The following is a 21571-nucleotide window of genomic DNA, read 5'->3' on the forward strand; positions in this document are numbered from 1 at the left end:
GACTTCGGGGAAGCCGGATGAGGTTCCTGTCGGGTGTCTCGCTTGCGGCCGTGATCACGGCCATCATGGGAGTCGGGGCGGCGCGGGCCCAGGCCGTCAACACGACGCCGGCCAACGTCAACGTGCTGAACCTGCTGGCGCCCTTCCTGTCGCTCGCCAGCACCCCGGTCGGCCGGCAGACGCTTCAGCTCAACCTCTCGCAGGCGATCGCGCAGAACCAGAATGCGACGACGGTGCAGAGGCAGCTCGCGATCAGCGACAAGGCGCTGCCGGGCAGCGCGGCTTTCGTCACCGCCATCACCCTCGCCAACGGCACGACGGTCACTCTCGGGCCGGCCGACAATCTCGCGGGCGGCCTGCCGCTCCAGGCGGTCCAGGGCGCGGGCACGCTGAACCCGCTCCAGCCGGTCGGCGGTCTCGGCCCGCAGCTCGGCAGCCTCTACCAGGCCGGCATCCGGGCGAGCACCGCCACGACGGGTCCGCTCGCCGCGACCTTCGCCCTGCTCAACACGGCCTACTCGGTGATGGGCACCGATCTCGGCGTCGCCAAGAACTACTTCGCGAACGGCGCCGCCACGAACCCGGGCACGACGCCCGCGAACTACGTGCCGGTCCCGGCCGTCGCGCCGGCGGGCTCCACCCTGCCCACCCTGAACGGCCTGCCGAACGCCCGCGACAGCGTCTACGACCTCGCCTACGGGGTGACGAACACCCAGGCCGGCCAGGACGTCTACGGCAGTTCGCGGCCGATCCAGGTCGCGCCCGGCCGCTACGCGATCTTCGACCCGACGGCGCTCAACGGCATCGCCACCAACCCGTCCTTCCCGAGCGGGCACACGCAGTACGCCTTTACGGACGGAATCCTGCTCGCCATGCTGGTGCCACAGCAATACCGCAGCATGCTGTCCCGGGCCGCCGAATACGCGGACAGCCGCATCGTGCTGGGCGTCCACTACCCGCTCGACATCGTCGCGTCGCGGGCCTTCTCGGCCTACGACCTCGCCCAGGCCTTCACCAACCCGGCCTACATCGCCAACGCCGCGACCACCGGCTTGGCGATGAACCTGCCGGGCCTGTTCACGCGCGCCCAGGGCGAGCTCCAGGGCTACCTCGCGGCCCAGTGCGGCGCCTCCGTGGCGGCCTGCGCCGCCGGCGCCGCCAACACGACCAACACCCCCTACCTGCCCTCGGCCGCCAATCAGGCGCTCTACCAGTCCCGCCTGACCTACGGCCTGCCCACCCTCCCGTTCGACCAAGCGCCCCGCGAGCAGGCCCCGGCGGGCGGGCCGGACGCCTCGATCCTCCTCGCGCCCCTCTACGGCGGCACCGGCGCGGCCGCGACGCTCGCGCCGAATCGCGGCCTCTCCGGGAAACTCGCCACCGCCACGATCAACCAGATCCTGGTCAACACCGAGACCACCGCGCTCGCAGCCTTCTACGGGCAGCCGCTCAGCTACTGGGCGCGCCTCGACCTCTACGCGGCCGCCGGATACTTCGACAACGTGGTCGGCACGCTGCGCATGGACCCGGCCGACCGCCTCACCACCGCGGTGACGATCGGCGATACCGGCGCCCTCTACGCGAACGGCGTGATCGGCGGGCCGGTCACGGTCGGAGCCGGCGGCCTCCTCGGCGGCACCGGCACGGTCGGCGGGATCGTGGCCCAGTCCGGCGGCACCGTGGCGCCCGGCACCTCGATCGGCACCCTGACCGTCGCCGGGACCGTCGCCTTCGCGGCCGGCTCGACCTACCGGGTCGAGGCCAACGCGGCCGGGCAGGCCGACCGCCTCGCCGCCACCGGCACCGCCGCCCTCGCCGGGGGCACCGTCGCGGTTCTGGCCCAGGCCGGCACCTACGCCCCGCGCACCCTCTACCCGATCCTGACGGCGGGCGGCGGGGTGAGCGGCAGCTTCGCGGGCGTCACCGCCAACTTCGCCTTCCTCACCCCGACCCTGCGCTACCAGGCGAACGAGGTCGACCTGACGCTCACCCGCAACGACGTTCCCTTCGCGGCGGTGGCCCGGACCCGCAACCAGGCCGCCGCGGCGAACGGCATCCAGGCGAGCGGCGGGGCGAGCGCCGTCACGGCCCGCACCGTCGGGCTGACCACGCCGGAGGCGGTCGGCGCCTTCCAGGCCCTCAGCGGCGACATCCACGCGAGCAGCGTCTCCGCCGCCTCCGAGACCGCCTTCTTCGTGCGGGAGGCGATCCTCGACCGCCTGCGCCGGGGCGAGGCGGGCGTGCGCGACTACGGCAGCCTGCCGGCCAGTTACACGGCCGACCTGCCCGGGCGGGCCGCCCCGGCGGCGCCCGTGCCGGTCCGGGTGCTCGACCCGCGGGTGTTCGGCCTCTGGGGCCAGGGCTTCGGCTCCTTCGGCGAGGCGCGCAGCGACGGGAACGCCGTGGCGGTGAGCCGCGACACGGCCGGCTTCGTGCTCGGCGCCGACCTGCGGCTGGGGAACGGCCTCACGCTCGGCGTCGCGGGCGGCTACACGACGACGAGCCTCGACACGCCCGGCCGGGTGCAGTCGGGCACGATCGAGAGCGGCTTCGGGGGCGTGTACGGCGGCTACGAGGCGGGTCCGTTCGCGCTGCGGCTCGGGGCGGTCTATGCCGGGGACAGCCTGCGCACGCGCCGCAGCGTGACCTTCCCGGGCGTGGCCGAGACCGAGGCGGCGCGCTACGGCGGCGCGACGGTGCAGGGCTTCGGCGAGATCGGCTACAGGATCGTGCTGGGCGGCGCGCCGTCCGTCGCGGGCAAGGATCCGCTCGCGCCCATCCCGGCCTTCATCGAGCCCTTCGTGGGCGGCGCCTCCGTGAGCATCGACCGCGACCGCTTCGCGGAGACCGGCGGGGTGGGGGCCCTCACCGGCGCCGCCCGGACGGCGGAGATCCCGACGCTGACGGCGGGCGTGCGGGCGCAGACGGGCCTCGACCTGGGCTTCGGCGCGCCGGTGATCCTGCACGGGCTGCTCGGCTATCGCCGGGCCTTCGGGGACGTGGTGCCGACCGCGCTGCTCGCATTCGGGGCGGCGCCGGGCTTCGTCACGGTGGGCATCCCGATCGACCGCGACGCCCTCGTGGCGCGGGCCGGCCTCTCGCTGCGGCTCTCGGAGCGGGCGACGCTCGACGTGTCCTACACGGGGCAGGTCGGGCCGCGGGCGCAGGACCACGCCGTGAAGGGCGGCTTCACCTACCGGTTCTGAGCCTCCACCCCGGAGCCCGCGGGTCATCCCAGCGGTCATCTCTCATGACCGCTGGTTCCGTTCTCGCATCGCCGCCAAGCCATTTCTCGCGCCAAGCCATTTCTCGCGCCAAGCCATTTCTCGCGCCAAGCCATCCTTCGCGCCAAGCCTTCGGCGCGGTGTCGACGGTTCGAGAGGGCCGACGGCCCGGTGCGTCAGCATCCCGGGCTTTTGGGATTAGGACATTCGAGACGGGTGCGCGCGTACCCTCCTGCCCGGATTGCTCCAGCGCAGGAGAGGCGATGCCCGAGGCGCCCGCCCGGCCCCGCGACCCGGACCTGACGATCGTGCCCGAGGCGCGGCCGGTGCCGCGCCCGCCTGGCGCGGCGCCGCGGGTCCGGCGGCCCGCCGCCGCGCCCGCGGCGCTGCCGGAGGCCGGGGGCCCGCGCGGCCGGTTCGAGGCGCTGCTGCGCCATCCGGCCGCCATCGCCGGCGGGCTGCTGACCCTCGCCGCCACGGCCGCCGTGGCGGTGAACGCCCTCAGCTTCCAGAACGGCCGGCATCCTGCGCCCCTCTTCGCCCAGGCTCCGGCCAAATCCCCGGCCAACGCCCCGACCAAGTCCGCGGCCAAGCCCGACGCCCGCCCGCCCCGCCCCGCCCCGCACCCCGCCGAGGCGCCGCAGGACGGCATCGGCGAGATCCTCCGCGGCGACGCGCAGGTCACCGCCTCGGTCGCCCCGCACGACGCGCCGCCGCGGCCCGCCTCCGGCAGCCAGAAATCCCTCGCCTCCCTGCCGCCGCCCCCGCCGCGACCGAGGGGAGAGGCGGCGCCGGCCGCCTCCGCCAAGCTCGCGGCTCTCCGCGCCCCGGAAACCCGGGCGGCCGAGGCCAAGCCGGCGGCGCGGAGGCCGGCCGGCCCGGACCGGGGCGAGGCGCCGCACCCCGACCCGCAGGTCGCCTTCGCCCAGAAGGCCCTGGTGAAGCTCGGCTACGGCCCGCTCGCCGTCGACGGCCGCGCCGGCCCGGCCACCCGGGCGGCCATCGCCCGGTTTGAGCGCGAGCGCCGCCTGCCCGGCTCGCCGGAGGTGGCCTCCCGCACCCTAAAGGAACTCGCGAGCCGCTCGGGCCTCAAGCCGGACTGAGCGGCGGCGGGGCGCCGCGCCGCCCGGACCCGGTTGGCCCGGCGGTCCGGCCTGTGTAGCAGGGGCGGTCCGGCCGGGAGACTCGCGGATGGCACGCCTTCGCTCCGATTTCTTCGTCGCCGCCCACCTGCGCCGCTGCGCGGTCGAGGGCGTGAGCGCGGTGCAGCGGCGGCGGGGCGCGCCGGAGGCCGGGGCGATCTTCGTCAAGGTGGATCGGCTCGACGGCCGCGCCGACCTCTACGGCCCGGCGCCCCAGGCCCTGTTCGCCGCGGACGACGACGGCGTGCGGCGCTTCGAGGCGCTGATGACCGAGGCGATGCCCCCCGACGTCGAGACCCGCCTCACCAAGGAGATGCGCTTCGACCCCGACCTCTGGATCATCGAGATCGACGACCCGCAGGGCCGCCACTTCCTCGACCTCGCCAAGGGCTGAGGGGCGGCCCGCCGCCCGCGTGGCGCCCCCCGCCTACTCGCTCCTCGTCTGCGAGCGCCGGACGCGCTCGGGCAGGGCCGGGCGCAGGGCCGGCGCGGCCGGGCGCAGCCGCGGCGAGGCCGGGCCGTGATGGGGCCGGTGCTGCTCGGGGCCCGCGACGCGCTCGGCCGGCTCCTCGCCGAGGATGGCCGCGAGGAGGTCGCGGGCGGTGGCGGGAAGCGTCGTGCGGAACAGGTTCGCCAGGGCGAAGACCGCCTCGACCGAGCGGCCGATCTCGGGATCGAGCCGCAGGAACAGGAACACGGCCTCCTCCTCGCTCAGCCCGGCGGCCCTGAGCGCGAGGGCGAGGAGGTCGTGGCGGCGCGGCGCGGCGAAGTCCCAGGCGACGCCCGCGAAGCCGAGGGCGGCGGAGAGCTCCGCCTCCGCCCGCTCCCGCGCGCCGCGCAGCGCGAAGGTCTTGAGGGCCTCCCCGAGGCCGCGCGGCGCCGGCCTGGCGAGGGGCCGCAGGGCGGCGCGGGCCGCCACCCCCTCGCGGATCCGCGCCCGCAGGCCGGTCGGCGCGTCGAGGTAGAGCGGGGCGAGGTCGACCGCCGGCAGGTCGTCGCGGGCGACGAGGGCGGCCGCGAGGTCCGGCCGCGTCCGGGCGCGGGCGACGAGGCGCGCCAGGGCCGGCCCGTCGAGCCGCGCCCCCCGGTTGCCCGCCAGGGCGAGGTCGACGGCCGGATCCTCCCGCAGGGTGAGGTCCTCGATCAGCGCGCGGCTGAGGTCGCCGCGCCGGGCGATCACCGCGTCGAGGGCCGGTCCGTTCTCGGCGGCGTCGAGGAGGTCGGTCGACAGGACCGGGCTCAGCCGCAGCACGGCGTCCCGCGCCTCGCCCCCGTGGGCGGCGAGGAGCCGCAGCACGCTCTCGGGCGTGTCCGCGAGCGGCGCGAGCCTCTCGGCGACCAGCGCCGCCGTAGCGGCATCCACGGTCGGGATCAGCCCGCAGGCCAGGGCCTCGAAGGCCCGGATCGTGCCCGGATCCCGGACGGGCGCGGCCCGGAAGAGGTCCGTCTGGACCCGCAGCAGCACGGGCTTCATGTCGAGCCGGCGGTCCTGCGCCAGTTCGAGGAGGCCGGAGAGGTCCGGCAGGGCGTCGACGGCGGGACGTGACATCGGGCGGATCGGCTACGCAATACGAAGGCCCCGACCCTAGGGCCGGCCCTGTAAAGCGACGCTTAAGCCTGTCGGGAGGGGCGGGCGCCGGGGCTGGGGAAAGCGGGGATGCCGCCGGGACGCAGTGACGGACGGTTTACGGGCGAGGGGGGTCCGGACCCCGTCCCGAAACCTCTCGTTAACCACGCCGCGTCATGAGGAAGCGATCAGCGCGCCGCCGTCCCGCACGGCGGTTCTCGGAGGGTCGTCGGGTTTGGGAGGCGGCAATGAGCGGTCCGGAGCATCGCGTCACGGGGAAGATCGTGCCCCTGAGGGCCTCGGCCCGGCCCGCCCGCCGGCCGGACGCCGCCGAGCACCCGGGCGCCACCGTCCTGCTCTTCACCGGGGTGCGCTATGAACGGATGCCCGATCCCGCCCCGCTCGCCTGCCCGCCCGCGGGCGGCGACGCCCGCAAGCGGGGCTGACGCGCGGATGGGGCCGCGCGGCCTCCTGCGCCGCCCGATCCTGCTCGCCGCCCTGCCGCTCATCGCCTCCTGCGTGCAGCAGGGCGATCTCGGCCGCCCGGCTCCCACGGCCTGGAACAGCCTCGTCGACGCGGCCGGCGCGCTCGCGGCCCGCGACCGCAGCGCGCCGGCCTCGCCGTTTCCCTTCACGGAGGACGAGAAGGTCCTGCGCGACCGGGCGTGGCGCTACCTGATGCCGGCCCGCGATCCCTTCGCCTTCGAGGCGGCGCTCGCCGACCTCACCCGCGCCCGGCTGCTTCCGGCGGAGTGGCGCCCCGCCGCGCCCTCGGCGTATTTCGACGCGCTGATGGCGGAGGAGGCGCGCTCGCCCGTCTCCCGCTACCGCCGCCTCTCGGACGACGCCGCGGCGGACGGGCGCCTGCTCCCGGCCTTCGCCGAGACGGCGTCGCGGGTGATGCGGGCCGATCTCACGCGCCTGCGCAGCCTGCCCTTCATCCGCACCCTCAACGACGCGGACGTGCGCAGCGCGGCCCTGCGGGTGGCGGAGAATCGCTGCCTCGTCGCCTGGGTCCGCCGCGAGGCGCGCCTGCGCGAGGAGGGCTACCGCTACGCCCTGGAGCACCTGCTGGTAGCGGTGCCGGACGAGGAGGCGGTCGGCGCCGAGCGCGTGCTCGCCTTCCTGGCCGCCCGCCGCCGGCTGCTCGACCCGCTCCTGCCGGTGGACGCCGAGGCGCGCTGCGGCCTCGCGCCCGGGGAGGGGACCGAGGCGGTGCTGGTGACCAAGGGCTGACGGAGGCCGCGGCGCCCCGACGCGGCGCCCCGGGCCGGCGGATCACTCGTCCGGCCCGTCGATGGTGCAGGAGACCGAGCGCGCGGCCGCGTTGGCCAGCGCCTGCTGGCTCGGCAGGGCGGCGAGCACCCGCACCACCACGAAGCCCTGGCGGCTCGGCGCCACGATCCGGACGTCGCGGTTGCGCTCGTCCTCGTCCGCGTTGGCCAGCGCCTCGTCGAACTGGCGCTGGGTCATCACCACGAGTTCGATGTTGCCCTTCACGGCGGCCTGGTCGGTGATGGCGTAGAAGGCGCTGCCGCGGCCGTGCACCGAGAGGGATTCGAAGAGCGGGCCGGTCTCGGCCGAGATCCGCACCGGCCCGTCGTCGAGGTCGTAGGCGCAGACGCCCACCGCCACCGCCGGGTCCTGCGGCGGCAGCCATCCCTCCGCCGCCTCGGGCGGGCCGCTCAGTTCGGCGGCGTGGATCAGCACCGAGGTGTCGTTGCTGAGCGTGGCGCGGGTGCGCGAGAGGGCGTCCCGGGCCGACAGGGCGGGGATCGCCAGCACCACCGCGATGTGGACGATGCCCGCCAGCACCAGCCCGGACAGCGTCGCGATGAGGAAGCGGCCGAAGGGGGTCATCCGTCGCAGCCCAGGCGCGTGATCGAGGGGACGCCCTCGCGCTCGAGCACGCCGGTGCTCGCCGCGACCGGCGTGTCGTAGAGCCGCAGGACCAGGCGCAGGGCGCCCTCCCCGGGCGGGGTCGGCAGCCAGTTGCCGGGCTGGACCGAGGGCGACAGGGTGATGGCGAAGCGCCCGGATTGGTCGCGCAGCACCTCCGTCGAGGTGAAGCCGCGCCGCGGCACGGGCCCCTCCGCCGCGGGCGCGGCGGCGGGCCGGCGGCGCTCGGCGGTGAGCGTCCAGGCCCGGGCCGGCGGCGTCGCCCCGGCGATCCGGTAGCTGCAGCCGGGCGAGAGGCGCTGGCCCGCATCGTCCTCCCGGGCGGTGAGCAGCAGCCCCTCGCCGAGCGCGATCGGGATCTCGCCGGTGCGGGCGTGGATCGCCCGCACGTAGGGGTCCGCGTCGCGCGAGCCGATGCGCGGCCACGCCGTCCAGGCGTTCAGCGCGACGCCGCCGAAGGGGTAGCGCCCGCGCGTCGCCCAATTGGCGCTGGCGAGCCCCAGGCCGCCGCCGAGCGCGAGGGCGTAGACCACGAGTCCCACGGTCCCGGTCCGGCGGGGATCGAGGCCCGAGCGCCGCAGGGCGCTGCGCGCCCGGGCGAGGGCGGGGCGGAGCGGGGCGGCGCGGGCGGACCACTCCGCCGGCACCCGGGCTGTTCGCGACGGCTGCATCGGCTGCGTGTAGCGCAGGTGCGGGGGCGAGGTCAGCACCCGGTCAGCGCGTGGCGAGCCGTCCGGCCGGGCGGCCGCCCTCGGCGACGCTGCCGGGTGCGGTCACCTCCCGCATGGCGGAGCGGCCGGGCGCGGGCTCGACGGCGCGGAACAGGCTGCCGATGCCGCCGAGCACCTCGAAGGAGCGCCGCGAGATCGTGCCGGGAGGCGCGCCGGGCGGCGGGGCCGGGGCCGGCGCCTTCGCGGCGACCGCGCCCGGCTTGTCGCCCTCGAAGCCGGGCAGCGGCTTGAGTTCGATCCCCTGGTGGGCCGGCGCCATCACCTCGTGGAAGGTCATGGCGGGCAGCGAGCCGCCGGTCATGTTCTTGCTCGAGGAATGGTCGTCGTTCCCGTACCAGACCGCGGTCACGAGGTTGCCCGTGTAGCCGACGAACCACGCGTCCCGGTAGGCGTTCGTGGTGCCGGACTTGCCGGCGGTCTTCACGCCCTCGACCTGCGCCTTGCGGCCGGTGCCCTCCTCCACGACCTTGTTGAGCATGAAGTTCATGTCGGCCACGACGCGGGTCGAGAGCACCTGCTCGGGGGGCGGCTCGCTCGTGTCGTGGCGATAGATCACCTCGCCGGCGGAGGTGCGGATCTCCACGGCGGCGTAGGGCTTGGCGCGCTTGCCGCCGTTGGCGAAGACCGCGTAGCCGGCCGCCTGGTCGATCACCGTCACCTCGGCCGAGCCGATCGGCAGGGAGACCGAATCGACGAGGTTGCTGGTGATGCCCATCCGGTGGGCGGTGTCGATGATCTTGGCCCGGCCGAGCTTGGCGGCCCGCGCCTCGTGCGTCTCGCCCGTCGCCTTGCCCATGGCGATCGAGAACTTGACCGGGATCGTGTTGATCGACTTCGCGACCGCGACCCAGAGCGGCACCGTGCCGGCGAAGGAGCGGCCGTAATTGGCCGGGCACCAATTGCCGATGCAGACCGGGGAATCCACCACCTTGCTGTCGGGCCGCCACAGGCCGGTGGAGAGCCCCGCCGCGTAGACGTAGGGCTTGAAGGACGAGCCCGGCTGGCGCAGCGCGTCGGTGGCGCGGTTGAACTGGCTCTGGCCGTAATCGGCGCCGCCCACCATCGCCCGCACGCCCCCGTCCGGGTCCATGGTGACGAGGGCGGCCTGCTCGACGTCGAAGGCGTCGCCGAACTGGCGCAGGATGTTCTCGACGGCCTGATCGGCCCGCCGCTGGATCGACAGGTCGAGGGGCGTCTTGACGACGAGCACCCGCTCCCGCTTGAGCTTGCCCTCGTCGGCGAGGCGCTTCACCTCGTTGAAGGCCCAGTCGAGGTAGTAGTCGGCGCTGATGTCGCGCGAGCGCGTCACCGGCGTCGCCGGGTTGCGCAGGGCGGACTGGATCTGGCCCTCGCTGAGGTAGCCGGCCTCGACCATGTTGTGCAGCACGTCCGCGGCGCGGGCGCGGGCGGCCGGCAGGTTCACGTGCGGCGCGTACTTGGTCGGCGCCTTGAACAGGCCCGCCAGCATGGCCGCCTCGGCCAGCGAGATGTCCTTGAGGTTCTTGCCGAAATAATAGTCGGCGGCGGCCGCCGCCCCGAACGTGCCGCCCCCCATATAGGCCCGGTCGAGGTAGAGCTTCAGGATCTCGTTCTTGGTGAGGTGCCATTCCAGCCAGAGGGCCAGGAAGGCCTCGTTGATCTTGCGCTGGAGGGTGCGCTCGTTGGTCAGGAAGAGGTTCTTGGCGAGCTGCTGGGTCAGCGAGGAGCCGCCCTGGACGTGGCCGCCGCCGCGGGCATTCACCGTGAGCGCCCGCAGGGTGCCGATCGGGTCGATGCCGAGATGGTCGTAGAAGCGGCGGTCCTCGGTCGAGATCAGGGCCTTGACCAGGATGTCCGGGAACTCGTCGATGCGCAGGGAATCGTCGTGCTTGATGCCGCGCCGGCCGACCTCGGTCCCGTAGCGGTCGAGGAAGGTGACGGCGAGGTCCTGGGCCTTCAGCCAGTTCTCGCTGGTCTGGTTGAAGGCGGGCTGGGCCAGGGTGACCATGACGACGGCGCCGCCGAGGGTGAGGGTCACCGCCTCGCTCGACAGGTCGAGGATCAGGCGCTTGACGCCCCGCACGGTGAAGCGCCGCCGCATCGCGTCGGAGAAGCGGGAATAGGATTCGCCGAGCCCGGCGCCGCCCTCGTAGAGGCTCGCATTCACCCAGGCGTCGAATCCGAGGGCGGCGCGATTGAGGCGCGTCCAGAGCGAGGCAAGCCGGTTCAGCGGCACGGTGGATGTCCTTGGCGGCCCGGCCGGTCAGCGGGCCGGACGGTGAGGTGTACCCAAACTCGACGCGGATCGCGAGGCCGGGTTTCGGAAACGGCCGCGCTGGCGCCCTGCGGCAACGCCGCGGCGGCGCCCCGGATCCCTCGCGGATCCTGCGCCCGGACGCGCCGGGGCGCGAGGTCGCAGGACTGCGCAGGGGCGGCCGCGCTTGTGCGGGAGGCCCGGCTGCGGCAGAGGGAAGCCCCGCCCCCGACGAAGGATCTGCCCTTGGCCGCCAAACCCAAGGCCGCCAAACCCAAGGCCGCCAACCTCAAGGCCGCCAAACGCGAGGCCGTCCCGCCGCTTTCCGCGCCGCCCGGGAGCGACCCCGCCGCGCCGTTCTGGCGCACGAAGAGCCTGGAAGCGATGACCGCGCCGGAATGGGAGAGCCTCTGCGACGGATGCGGGCGCTGCTGCCTGCTCAAGCTCGAGGACGAGGATACCGGCGAGATCCACCACACGGACGTGGCCTGCACGCTCCTCGACATCGGCGCCTGCCGCTGCCGCGACTATGCGCGGCGCCAGAGCCGGGTGCCGGATTGCGTGCGCCTGACGCCGGAGGCGGTGCGCCGCCTGCCCTGGCTGCCGCCGACCTGCGCCTACCGCCTCGTCCGGGAGGGCCGCGACCTGCCCTGGTGGCACCCTCTGGTCTCCGGCAGCCGGGCCACCGTGCACGAGGCCGGGATCTCGGTGCGCGGGCGCGTCAGCGGCACCGAGGAGGAGTTCGAGACGGACGAACTCCTCGACCGGATCGTCGGCTGGCCGGCCGAGGATCCGCAGGCCTGACGGGATTTCGGCACGCGGTTTGCATGGCCGATCGGGTCACCATGACGTTTCCTCCCTGATCTCACGCCCCGCTCCTCCCGGAGCGGGGCCTTTTTTCGCGCCCCGTTGCCAGGAGGACGGGCGCGCCCGATAACGCCGCCGACCGGAGGCGCCTTCCCATGGCCTTGACCGTCGCGGTCCAGATGGACCCGATCCAGAGCATCCGCATCGCGGGCGACACCACCTTCGCGCTTCTCCTCGAAGCGCAGGCGCGCGGCCACACCCTGCTGCACTACACGCCCGACCGGCTCTCGATGCGCGACGGGCGGGTCACGGCCCGCGCCGAGGCGCTGCGGGTGCAGGATGTCGAGGGCGCGCACGCCGCGCTCGGCAGCCCGGAGCGCGTCGACCTCGCGGATCTCGACGTGGTGCTGATGCGCCAGGACCCGCCCTTCGACCTCGCCTACATCACGGCGACGCATCTCCTGGAGCGCGTCCACCCGGCGACGCTCGTGGTGAACAACCCCTTCGAGGTGCGCAACGCCCCCGAGAAGCTCTTCGTCACGCATTTCCCGGACCTGATGCCCCCGACCCTGATCTCCCGCGACAGGCAGGAGATCGAGGAGTTCCGGGCCGAGCACGGCAGCGTGGTGATGAAGCCCCTGCACGGGCACGGCGGCGCGGCGGTGCTGCGGGTGACGCCGGACGACCCGAATTTCGGCTCGATCTTCGACCTCTTCTCCCAGACCTTCCGCGAGGCCTGGGTGATCCAGCGCTTCCTGCCCCGGATCTCGGAGGGGGACAAGCGCATCATCCTGGTCGACGGCGAGCCCCTCGGCGCCGTGAACCGGGTGCCGGCGCGCAACGACATCCGCTCGAACATGGTGCGGGGCGGAACCGGCGGGGCGACCGCGCTGACCGCCCGCGAGCGCGAGATCTGCGCGGCGATCGGCCCCGAATTGCGGCGGCGGGGCCTGATCCTGGTCGGGATCGACGTGATCGACGGCCACCTGACCGAGATCAACGTGACCTCTCCCACCGGCATCCGGGCCATCAAGCGCCTCGGCGGCCCCGACCTCGCGGTGGCGGTGTGGGACGCGATCGAGGCGAAGCGGGCGGCGGGCGGGGGCTGAGGGGCGGCACGCCGCCCCGGACCCGCGCCCCGCTCACTCGCAGACGCGCACGCGGCGGAGGTAGACGTCGCCGAACTCGTCCACGACGCGGCGGCGCACGACGTAGCAGTCGGGCTCCACGTAGACCGGTGCCGGCCCGTAGGCCGGCGCGTAGCCGTAGGCCGGGGCGTAGCCGTAGGCGGGACGCGAGCCCGCCGCGATCGCGCTGCCGAGGGCGAGGCCGCCGATGGCGCCGAGCGCGATCGCCGGGCCCGCCCGCCAGCCGCCGGCCTGCGCCGGAGACGCGCCCGCCGTCACCATGCCGGCCAGGGTTGCGGCAGCCACACAGGCGGAGACGATGCGCTTCATGGCCGATCCCCTCGATCTCGCATGATTGAGAATGGAAATCGCGGCGTTTGCCCGGGAGAGATCTCCCGCCGTCGCGACGACGATCCTTGTAGGGAAGCGCGACTGAATGGGTGCTGAAAGTGGGCGGCGAGGGCCGGTGCGACCCTGCGTCGGCCGCGCAGCTCAGGTCGCGTCCGCGGCCGGCCGCGCGGTGACGCGGCGGTGGCCCGAGACCTCGGCCCCGGCGGTCGGGGCGAGGCGCGCGAAGGCGAAGGCCGACAGGCCCGAGACGAGCGCCACCGCCAGGAAGGCCGGCCAGAAATCCTCCGACCGCACGGAGGCGCGCCCGTGCCACTGCGCGGCGCTCTCGAGCGCGAAGGCCCCGAACGCCACCCCGATGCTGAGGGAGAGCTGCTGGGCCACGCTGGCGAGGCTCGTCGCCGCGCTCATGTCGCGCGAATCCACGTCCGCGTACGCGATGGCGTTGACGGCGGTGAATTGCAGCGAGCGGAAGCAGCCGCCGATCAGCAGCACCGCCACGATCAGCGCGTGCGGGGTCGAGGGGGTGAACAGGCCGTTCGCGGCGAGCAGGCAGGCGGCCAGAACGGCGTTCACTGTCAGCACCGTGCGGAAGCCGAGGGACCGCAGGATGCGGGCCGCCAGGGTCTTCATGAACAGCGCCCCCGCGGCCGCCGCGAAGGTGAGCAGGCCCGAATGCAGCGGGTCGAGCCCGAACCCGAGCTGCAGCATCAGCGGCAGCAGGAAGGGGATCGCCCCGGTGCCGATGCGGAACAGGCTGCCGCCGGTGATCGCCGCCCGGAAGGTCGGGTAGCCCATCAGGTCGAGGCGGATCAGCGGGTGGGCGGTGCGGCGCGCATGGCCGCAATAGAGCGCGAGCAGCGCGAGCCCGGCCCCGACGCAGCCCCACGACACGGAAGCGGGCAGGAGGTGGCGCCCGCCCGAGGCCAGGCCGAGCATCAGGCTGGCGAGCCCGGCCCCCGAGAGCACGAAGCCGACCCCGTCGAGGGGCGGGCGCTCGGCCTCGCGCAGGTCGGCGAAGTAGCGGGTCGCCAGCAGGATGCCGGCGAGGCCGATCGGCAGGTTGATGAAGAAGATCCAGCGCCAGTTCAGGGTCGTGGTGATGAGGCCGCCGAGCGGCGGGCCGATCACCGGGCCGACCAGGGCCGGGATCGTCAGGGTGGCGAGCGCCTGGACGAGTTCCGCCTTCGGCACGCTGCGCAGGAGCACGAGCCGCCCCACCGGCACCATCATGGCCCCGCCCATGCCCTGCAGGAAGCGCGCGCCCACGAACCAGCCGAGGGAATCGGCCGCCGCGCAGGCGAGCGAGCCGCCCATGAACACGGCGAGCGCGAGGCGGAAGACCGTGCGCGCCCCGAACCGGTCCGCCATCCAGCCGCTGACCGGGATGAAGATCGCGAGGCTCACCAGGTAGGAGGTGAGGGCGAGCTTCAGGGCGATCGGGTCCTCGCCCAGATCCGCCGCGATCGCCGGGAGCGAGGTCGCGATCACGGTCGAATCCGTGTTCTCCATGAACAGGGCCGTGGCGACGACCAGGGGGACGATCCGGGCAGGGCGCATCGGGCTCGGAGCCTCGCGAATTTGACCCGGATGATATTGACGGCGGATATCATCCGGGTGATATCTCCCCGCCGAGGAGGATCCGGCGATGGAATCAGGGTCGGACTGCACGGCGTTCCAGGGGGAGCGCCGGCTGGCGTCGGGCGCAATCCGTGAGGTTGCGCTCGCCGTCAAGGCCGCTCACCAACGGGAGGGCGGCGCGCCGGTTCACGTCTTCGACGACCGGACCGGGCGGGTGATCGACCTCGACCTGCGCGGCAGCGACGCGGAGATCCTGGCCCGGCTCGCACCCGCGCCGCCGCCGCGGCAGGCCGGGCGGCCGAAGCTCGGGGTCGTGGCCCGGGAGGTCACGCTGCTGCCCCGGCACTGGGACTGGCTGGCCGCCCAGCCGGGGGGCGCCTCGGCGGCCCTGCGCCGGCTCGTCGACGCGGCCCGGGCGGAGGGGGGCGGGCGCGAGCGGGTGCGGCAGGCCCGGGAGGCCGCCGACCGCTTCATGGGCGCGATGCTGGGCGACGCCCCGGGCTACGAGGAGGCGTCGCGGGCGCTCTACGCGGGCGACGGGGCGCGCTTCCGGGCGCTGACGGAGAGCTGGCCGGAGGCGCTCCGCGACCACGCCCGCGGGCTCGCCGCGCCGGCCTTCGCGCGAGGCGGTGCCGACGCGGGGGGATGAGGCGCGACGCCCGTCCCGGCATCGTTCGCCGCGAGGGTCGTCCGACATCCGGTTGGTGGCTTCGCCATCTCCCGTTTCGGCAACGCGGATGTCGTCTTCGCTCAGGCGCCGCGCGGGCTTGGGATCCGGGATCCGCTTCGACCAAGCGGATCCCGGATCACCGGTCCTGCGGTGACGATGACGTCGGCGCACGCAATTCTGCCGAGCGCGCCGAAGGGCCGCCTCAGCCCCGCCGCAGCAGGAAGATGCCCTGCGCGCCGACGAGGTTCCAGATCCACCAGGGCAGGGAGAAGCGCATCGGCTCCCCCTCGGCGTCGAGGGCCGAGGCGCGCTCGATCCGGGCACCGACCAGGTGGCACAGGCCCACGAAGTCGCGGATCGTGCAGTGATGGATGTTGGGCGTCTCGTACCACGCGTCCGGCAGGTAGTCGTTGACGGGCATGCGCCCGCGCATCAGCAGCTCGGCCCGGATGCGCCAATGCCCGAAATTCGGGAAGGAGACGATGGCCCGCCGGCCGATGCGCAGCAGGTGCTCCAGCACGACCTTGGGCTGGCGCGTCGCCTGGATCGTCTGCGAGAGGATGACGTAGTCGAAGGCGTCGTCCGGGTAGTCGGCGAGGTCGGTATCGGCGTCGCCCTGGATCACCGGGAGGCCGCGGGCGAGGCAGGCATTCACCCCCTCGCGGGAGAGCTCGATGCCCCGCCCGTCGACGCCGCGGCGGTCGCGCAGCAGCGCCAGCAGCGAGCCGTCCCCGCAGCCGACGTCGAGCACCCGCACCCCGGCCTCGACGAGGCCGAGCACGACGCGGTGGTCGGCCCGGGCGGCGGCGAGGCCGGGCTCCTCGGGCAGGCCCGCGGGGGCGAGCGGCGCGGCGGCGGCGCTCACAGGCCGCGCTCCCGGGCGGCGGCGGCGATGAAGCCGCGGGCGGCCGCGAACATCGCCGGCTCGTCGAGCAGGAAGGCGTCGTGCCCCTTGTCGCTCTCCACCTCCACGAAGGCGACCCGCGCCGCCGCCGCGTTGAGCGCGTGCACGATCGCCCGCGAGTCGGGCGTCGGGAACAGCCAGTCGGAGGTGAAGGACATCACGCAGAAGCGCGTGCGGCTGCCCCGGAAGGCGTTCGCCAGCACCCCGCCATGGTCGGCGGCGAGGTCGAAATAGTCCATCGCGCGGGTGAGATACAGGTAGGCGTTGGCGTCGAAGCGCTCGACGAAGCTGATGCCCTGGTGGCGCAGGTAGCTCTCGATCTGGAAATCGGCGTCGAACGAGAAGGTCGGCGCGTCGCGGTCCTGGAAGCGGCGGCCGAACTTGCGGTGCAGGGCCGGCTCCGACAGGTAGGTGATGTGCGCGCCCATCCGCGCCACCGCGAGCCCCTTGGCGGGCCGCGTGCCGACGTCGAGGTAGCGCCCGCCGTGCCAGGCGGGATCCGCCATCACCGCCTGGCGGCCGACCTCGTGGAAGGCGATGTTCTGGGCCGAGTGGCGCGCGCCCGTCGCGATCGGCATGGCGGCGAAGACCCGCTCGGGGTAGCTCGCCGCCCATTGCAGCACCTGCATGCCGCCCATCGAGCCGCCGATGCACAGGAACAGGTCGGGGATGCCGAGCCGGTCGAGGAGCATCGCCTGGCCCCGCACCATGTCGCGGATGGTGACCAGGGGGAAGTCGAGCCCGTAGGGGTGGCCGGTCGCCGGGTTGATCGAGGCCGGCCCGGTCGTGCCCATGCAGGAGCCGACCACGTTGGCGCAGATCACGAAGTAGCGGTCGGTGTCGACGGGCTTGCCCGGCCCCACCACGGTCTCCCACCAGCCGGGCTTGCCGGTGAGCGGGTGGCGGCTCGCCACGTGCTGGTCGCCGGTCAGGGCATGGCAGACCAGCACCGCGTTGCTGCGCGCGGCGTTCAGCCGGCCGACGGTCTGGTAGGCGATCTGCCAGGGGGCGAGGGCCACGCCCGCATCCATCGCCAGCGGCGCGTCGAGCCCGAACTGGGCCACGGGACTCGCGGGCTCCACGGCCTGCGAGGCGGTCTCGGCGCCGGGTCTCAGGGCGGAGATGGCCATGATCGCGAAGGGCCTTCCAAGCAGCATCCGCCGGTTGCGGACGATAAAGCGGCCAGAAAATTCGTTTCGCCGGACGCTTGAGTTAGGACCTTCGCGGCCGTCCGTCAATCGAGGGTGACGGGCGGGGCGGGGCGGTCGTAAGACGGCGCGATGTCTCCCCGGATGCCCGATCCCACATGACCTCCCCCGCCCCCACCGCCGATCTCGCGGCGTTGCGCGCCGAGATCGACCGCATCGACGCGGCCATGCACGATCTGCTGATGGAGCGCGGGCGCATCATCGACCGGCTGATCGCGGTCAAGCGCACCGGCGCCTCGGGCTCGGCCTTCCGGCCGGGCCGGGAGGCCTCGATGATGCGGGCCATCGCCGAGCGCCACGCGGGGCTCCTGCCCCTCGACACGGTCGAGGGGATCTGGCGGGTCATCATCGCCACCTTCACGTACGTGCAGGCGCCCTTCGCGGTGCACGCGGACGTCTCGGGCGGCGACGCGCCGATGCGCGATTCGGCCCGCTTCCACTTCGGCTTCACGGTGCCCTACCGGCCGCATCCGAGCGCCAAGGCGGTGATCGCCGCGGTGGCGGATTCCCGCGGCGACCTCGGGATCTTCCGCCTCGACCAGGGCGTCACTGCCGGGCCCTGGTGGGAGGGTCTCGCCGGAGAGGGGCGCCCGAAGGTGATCGCGCGCCTGCCCTTCATCGAGCGGCCGGGCCATCCGGCCGGCACCCCGGTCTTCGTGATCGCCCGTCCCCTCGACGATCCGAGCGCGGCCCAGCGCGACTGGGTGCTCTACGCCGCCCGCTTCGAGCGCTGGCGGGAGGGCGCCGAGGCGGTGCTGGCGGAGCTCGGGGCCGAGGTGGTGGCGAGCGCCGGCCTGCGCGGCGGCCTCGGCCAGCTCCTCGCGCTGCCGGGCGCGGTCGATCCCGAGACCCTGCGGAACGCCCTGGCGGCCTGCGGCGCGCCGCCCGCCCGCCTCGACGAGGTGGGGAGCCACGCGGCCCGGTTCCGGGTCGAGGGAACGCGCGCCTGAGCCCGCCTCCGCGAGGCCCTGCGGCCCGCGGCACCCCGGGCGGAGCCCGGCGGCCTCATCCCACATCCGCTTGATCCCTTCGGGATGGCGGATGTCGCATCACGCCTCCGGCCCGCCCTCCAGGATCGCCCGCAACCCGTCCGGCAGCCGCGCCGGGCGCCCGCCGATCAGGGCCGCGACGCGGACCTCCGCCGTCATCAGCACCTGATCGCCCCGCAGGATGCGCTGCGCCACGAGGATCGAGGCGCCGCGGACCTCTTTCGTGCGCGTCTCGACGGTGAGCACGTCGTCCATCCGGGCCGGGACCAGCCAGTCGATCAGCATCCGCCGCACGGCGAAGAACAGGCCCTCGCCCCCCGCATGCAGGGTCGACTGGTCGATCCCCGCCGCGCGCAGCATCTCGGTGCGCCCGCGCTCCAGGAAGCGCAGGTAGCTCGCGTGGTAGACGAGGCCGGAGAAATCCGTGTCCTCGTAGTAGACGCGCAGGGTCAGGCGGTGCCCGGTCACGCGGCGGCCTCCGTCCCGATCTCCACGACCACGATCTCGGGCGGGACGCCGATCCGGATCGGCGCGATGCTCATGCCGAGCCCGCCCGAGACGATCAGGTCCGTGTGCTCGCGGATGTGCCCGTAGGCGTAGCGGCGGCCGTAGCGCGAGGGCACGACCGGCGCGTAGCCGAAGAACCTGACCTGACCGCCATGGGTGTGGCCCGACAGGGTCAGCGCCACCCGGGCCGGAACGCGCGGGAAGATGTCGGGCTCGTGGGCGAGCAGGATCACGGGCGCCTCCGGCGGCACCGCCGCCAGGGTGGCGGCGAGGTCGTCGAGGCCGACCCGTCCGGGCGCCGCGCCGGTCTCCCGGCGCAGGCGGTGGTGATGGGGCAGCAGCGCGAGCTGGTCCTGCAGGCCCGCGAGCCAGACCGGGCCGCCCGGCACCGCGAGGGGGACGGCCGCGTTCTCCAGCACCCGGATCCCGACCCCCGCCAGGGCGACGGCCGCCTCGACCGGGCCGCCGCCCCGGGCCTGGGCCCGGGCATCCTCCCACCAATCGTGGTTGCCGAGCACCGCGTGGACGCCGAGGGGCGCCGCGAGGCCCGCCAGGGGGGCGGCCCATTCCTCGGCCCGCAGGCGGCGGGTGATGAAGCGCTGCCCGGCCACGTAGTCGCCGAGGAGCACGATCAGGTCGGGCCCGAGCGCGTTCGCGGCCGCGACGAGGCCGGCGACGCGCTCGACCGTCATCCAGGGCTCGCAGGCGTGGATGTCCGCCAAGGCGACGATGCGCAGGCGCAGGCCCGCGGGCCAGGCCGCCCGGGGCCGGACCGCGTAGTGCGTGACCACCGACCAGAACGGCTCGATCCCGGTGCCGTAGGCCGCCGTGGCGAAGCCCGAGGCCCCGAGCGCGCCCAATCCCCCGATCACTTGGCGGCGGGTGGGCCAGCGGCGCCGCGAGGGCTCAGACATCCTCGTCCCCGCCGAACAGGCCGAATTGCGCGGCGGGGTCGCGGCTCGGCTCCGGCAATCCGAGGTGTCGGAAGGCGTGCGGGGTGAGGAGGCGGCCGCGCGGGGTGCGCTGCACGAAGCCCTGCTGGAGCAGGTAGGGCTCGATGATCTCCTCGATGGCGTCGCGCGGCTCCGACAACGCCGCCGCGATCGTCTCCACCCCGACCGGACCGCCCCCGTAGGAGCGCGCGATCAGCCCCAGATACTTGCGGTCCATGGTGTCCAGACCCGCCGCGTCCACGTCCAGCAGACGCAGCGCCCGGTCGGCGATCGCCCGCGTCACCGTCCCGGCCTCCTCCACGATCGCGAAGTCCCGCACCCGCCGCAGCAGCCGCCCGGCGATCCGCGGCGTGCCCCGCGCCCGCCGGGCGATCTCGTTGGCCCCGTCCGCCGCCATGCCGATCCCCAGCACCCGCGCCCCCCGGGCCACGATCGCCTCCAGCTCGTCCACCGCGTAGAATTCCAGCCGGATCGGGATGCCGAAGCGGTCGCGCAGCGGCGTGGTCAGCAGACCCGCCCGGGTCGTGGCCGCCACCAGGGTGAAGCGCGGCAGCTCGATCTTGACCGAGCGCGCCGCCGGGCCCTCGCCGATGATCAGGTCGAGCTGGTAATCCTCCATGGCCGGGTAGAGGATCTCCTCCACCGCCGGGCTCAGCCGGTGGATCTCGTCGATGAACAGGACGTCGCGCTCCTCCAGGTTGGTGAGCTGCGCGGCCAGGTCCCCCGCCTTGGCGATCACCGGACCCGAGGTCGAGCGGAAATTCACCCCCAGCTCCCGGGCCACGATCTGCGCCAGCGTGGTCTTGCCCAGCCCCGGCGGGCCCACGAACAGCACGTGGTCCAGCGCCTGACCGGTGCGCCGCGCCGCCTCGATGAACACCCCCAGATTCGCCCGCGCCGCGCGCTGGCCCGTGAAATCCGACAGGCTCAGTGGGCGGATCGACGCGTCGATGTCGTCCTCGCGGCGCTCGGGGGTGAGGAGAGGTCTGGGATTGCTCAAGGGGCGCTCGGAGGGGCTTCGAGGGGAGGAGGCCGTCGGGGCCCGCCGCCCGGCAGGTAACCCTTCCCCGGATGTACTCATCCGGGGCCGCCGCACAAGGCGACCGATCGCGGCGACCGATCGCGGCGACCGATCGCGCCGCGCCCCCCGGCCGCCCGTCAGCGCCAGATCGGCTGCGAGTCGATCCAGTTGCGGGCATTCTTCGACAGCGTCACCTGCGAGACGCCGCCGCAGACCGGGAGCCGGACGACGATCTGGTTGACCTTGTCGTTGTTGCGGGAGGCGGAATTCAGGAGATAGATGAACTCCGCGTCGCGCTCGATCTCCTCGTAGCGGGAGACGGTGAGGTTGCTGTAAACGGGGAGATCGAACCAATCGCTGCCCCGGCGCTGGAAGGCGCCGCCCGCGTACAGGTAGACGTCGGAATACTTCAGGCAGTAGGGCACGCCGAGGGCGCGGGCGGCGGAGACCCAGGCCGGCGGGCCGGCCGTGGCGGCGAGCGCCGTCAGGGCGAGCACGCCGAGGCCGGCCCAGACCTCTCGACGTCCGAGCCAGCGGCCCATGGCGCGAAGCCGACCCGGACGGGGGTGCGACACGGTGTCGATCGCTGGGCTCGTCATGTTCATCCTCGCCTGGTCACGACCGAGATCGCCGATGTATTCCGCAGCATCTTACCGGGCC

The 21571-nt window shown here is 74.2% G+C and carries 21 protein-coding genes; 9 read left to right on the top strand and 12 right to left on the bottom strand.

Annotated elements, in window-relative coordinates:
* Positions 1 to 17: 17 nt before the first annotated feature.
* The 3 genes from MET2598_RS0122090 (at position 18) to MET2598_RS0122100 (ending at position 4760) form a co-directional block, all read left to right on the top strand.
* Complete coding sequence (locus MET2598_RS0122090; protein WP_018262385.1) at positions 18 to 3206, top strand: autotransporter family protein; 3189 nt, start codon at positions 18 to 20, stop codon at positions 3204 to 3206.
* Between the two features lie 281 nt (positions 3207 to 3487).
* The gene (locus tag MET2598_RS0122095) at positions 3488 to 4327 is read left to right on the top strand and encodes a peptidoglycan-binding domain-containing protein (protein WP_012331067.1); all 840 of its coding nucleotides are present in this window, start codon (positions 3488 to 3490) and stop codon (positions 4325 to 4327) included.
* A gap of 88 nt (positions 4328 to 4415) precedes the next feature.
* Complete coding sequence (locus MET2598_RS0122100) at positions 4416 to 4760, top strand: DUF1491 family protein (RefSeq protein WP_012331066.1); 345 nt, start codon at positions 4416 to 4418, stop codon at positions 4758 to 4760.
* Positions 4761 to 4793: 33 nt separating this feature from the next.
* On the opposite strand, the gene MET2598_RS0122105 is transcribed toward MET2598_RS0122100, so the two are convergent.
* Positions 4794 to 5915, bottom strand: a complete 1122-nt coding sequence (locus MET2598_RS0122105) for a DUF2336 domain-containing protein (protein ID WP_018262386.1) — start codon at positions 5913 to 5915, stop codon at positions 4794 to 4796.
* A gap of 266 nt (positions 5916 to 6181) precedes the next feature.
* Here MET2598_RS0122105 and MET2598_RS0122110 point away from each other — a divergent pair, with 266 nt between their 5' ends.
* Together MET2598_RS0122110 and MET2598_RS0122115 are read left to right on the top strand one after the other, a co-directional pair.
* Positions 6182 to 6379, top strand: a complete 198-nt coding sequence (locus tag MET2598_RS0122110; protein ID WP_018262387.1) for a hypothetical protein — start codon at positions 6182 to 6184, stop codon at positions 6377 to 6379.
* Positions 6380 to 6386: 7 nt separating this feature from the next.
* Complete coding sequence (locus MET2598_RS0122115; RefSeq protein ID WP_018262388.1) at positions 6387 to 7169, top strand: hypothetical protein; 783 nt, start codon at positions 6387 to 6389, stop codon at positions 7167 to 7169.
* A gap of 42 nt (positions 7170 to 7211) precedes the next feature.
* Here MET2598_RS0122115 and MET2598_RS0122120 read toward each other — a convergent pair whose 3' ends face one another.
* From MET2598_RS0122120 to MET2598_RS0122130, 3 genes are read right to left on the bottom strand one after another with little or no spacing between them, the layout of a single operon-like run.
* On the bottom strand, positions 7212 to 7793 hold the full coding sequence (locus MET2598_RS0122120) for a DUF1254 domain-containing protein (RefSeq protein WP_012331062.1): 582 nt from the start codon (positions 7791 to 7793) through the stop codon (positions 7212 to 7214).
* Positions 7790 to 8542, bottom strand: a complete 753-nt coding sequence (locus MET2598_RS37120) for a DUF1214 domain-containing protein (protein WP_012331061.1) — start codon at positions 8540 to 8542, stop codon at positions 7790 to 7792. The genes MET2598_RS0122120 and MET2598_RS37120 overlap by 4 nt, the downstream gene beginning before the upstream one ends.
* Before the next feature lie 4 nt (positions 8543 to 8546).
* Positions 8547 to 10778 carry a transglycosylase domain-containing protein gene (locus MET2598_RS0122130; protein WP_018262389.1) on the bottom strand — a complete coding sequence of 744 codons (2232 nt, stop codon included), beginning with the start codon at positions 10776 to 10778 and terminating at the stop codon, positions 8547 to 8549.
* A 264-nt stretch (positions 10779 to 11042) separates the two neighbouring features.
* Between MET2598_RS0122130 and MET2598_RS0122135 the strand changes: the two genes are divergently transcribed.
* The gene (locus tag MET2598_RS0122135) at positions 11043 to 11600 is read left to right on the top strand and encodes a YcgN family cysteine cluster protein (RefSeq protein WP_018262390.1); all 558 of its coding nucleotides are present in this window, start codon (positions 11043 to 11045) and stop codon (positions 11598 to 11600) included.
* A gap of 158 nt (positions 11601 to 11758) precedes the next feature.
* Positions 11759 to 12712: a glutathione synthase gene (gene gshB / locus MET2598_RS0122140; protein ID WP_018262391.1), complete on the top strand. Its 954-nt coding sequence runs from the start codon at positions 11759 to 11761 to the stop codon at positions 12710 to 12712.
* A gap of 33 nt (positions 12713 to 12745) precedes the next feature.
* Here the strand turns inward: gshB and MET2598_RS0122145 are convergent, their stop codons facing one another.
* Positions 12746 to 13060: a hypothetical protein gene (locus tag MET2598_RS0122145; RefSeq protein WP_018262392.1), complete on the bottom strand. Its 315-nt coding sequence runs from the start codon at positions 13058 to 13060 to the stop codon at positions 12746 to 12748.
* Between the two features lie 162 nt (positions 13061 to 13222).
* Entirely contained in the window at positions 13223 to 14638 is a 1416-nt protein-coding gene (locus MET2598_RS0122150) for a DHA2 family efflux MFS transporter permease subunit (protein WP_012331056.1), read from the bottom strand.
* Positions 14639 to 14726: 88 nt separating this feature from the next.
* Here MET2598_RS0122150 and MET2598_RS0122155 point away from each other — a divergent pair, with 88 nt between their 5' ends.
* Complete coding sequence (locus tag MET2598_RS0122155) at positions 14727 to 15308, top strand: DUF2239 family protein (RefSeq protein WP_018262393.1); 582 nt, start codon at positions 14727 to 14729, stop codon at positions 15306 to 15308.
* Positions 15309 to 15531: 223 nt separating this feature from the next.
* Here the strand turns inward: MET2598_RS0122155 and metW are convergent, their stop codons facing one another.
* Both metW and metX read right to left on the bottom strand, forming a co-directional pair.
* Positions 15532 to 16194: a methionine biosynthesis protein MetW gene (metW, locus tag MET2598_RS0122160; protein ID WP_012331054.1), complete on the bottom strand. Its 663-nt coding sequence runs from the start codon at positions 16192 to 16194 to the stop codon at positions 15532 to 15534.
* A complete protein-coding gene (gene metX / locus MET2598_RS0122165; protein WP_018262394.1) occupies positions 16191 to 17363 on the bottom strand; it encodes a homoserine O-acetyltransferase MetX in 1173 nt (390 codons plus the stop codon). The genes metW and metX overlap by 4 nt, the downstream gene beginning before the upstream one ends.
* Before the next feature lie 176 nt (positions 17364 to 17539).
* On the opposite strand from metX, the gene MET2598_RS0122170 reads away from it, so the two are divergent.
* Positions 17540 to 18391 carry a chorismate mutase gene (locus tag MET2598_RS0122170; RefSeq protein WP_018262395.1) on the top strand — a complete coding sequence of 284 codons (852 nt, stop codon included), beginning with the start codon at positions 17540 to 17542 and terminating at the stop codon, positions 18389 to 18391.
* A 99-nt stretch (positions 18392 to 18490) separates the two neighbouring features.
* Here the strand turns inward: MET2598_RS0122170 and ybgC are convergent, their stop codons facing one another.
* The 4 genes from ybgC to MET2598_RS0122190 form a co-directional block, all read right to left on the bottom strand.
* A complete protein-coding gene (ybgC, locus tag MET2598_RS0122175; protein ID WP_012331051.1) occupies positions 18491 to 18898 on the bottom strand; it encodes a tol-pal system-associated acyl-CoA thioesterase in 408 nt (135 codons plus the stop codon).
* Positions 18895 to 19851 carry a metallophosphoesterase gene (locus MET2598_RS0122180; protein ID WP_026190878.1) on the bottom strand — a complete coding sequence of 319 codons (957 nt, stop codon included), beginning with the start codon at positions 19849 to 19851 and terminating at the stop codon, positions 18895 to 18897. The genes ybgC and MET2598_RS0122180 overlap by 4 nt, the downstream gene beginning before the upstream one ends.
* Positions 19844 to 20890 carry a Holliday junction branch migration DNA helicase RuvB gene (gene ruvB / locus MET2598_RS0122185; protein WP_012331049.1) on the bottom strand — a complete coding sequence of 349 codons (1047 nt, stop codon included), beginning with the start codon at positions 20888 to 20890 and terminating at the stop codon, positions 19844 to 19846. The genes MET2598_RS0122180 and ruvB overlap by 8 nt, the downstream gene beginning before the upstream one ends.
* Before the next feature lie 158 nt (positions 20891 to 21048).
* Entirely contained in the window at positions 21049 to 21510 is a 462-nt protein-coding gene (locus tag MET2598_RS0122190) for a hypothetical protein (protein WP_236728784.1), read from the bottom strand.
* Positions 21511 to 21571 lie beyond the last annotated feature (61 nt).

The organism is Methylobacterium sp. WSM2598 (assembly GCF_000379105.1).
In the GTDB taxonomy this organism is placed as follows: Bacteria; Pseudomonadota; Alphaproteobacteria; order Rhizobiales; family Beijerinckiaceae; genus Methylobacterium.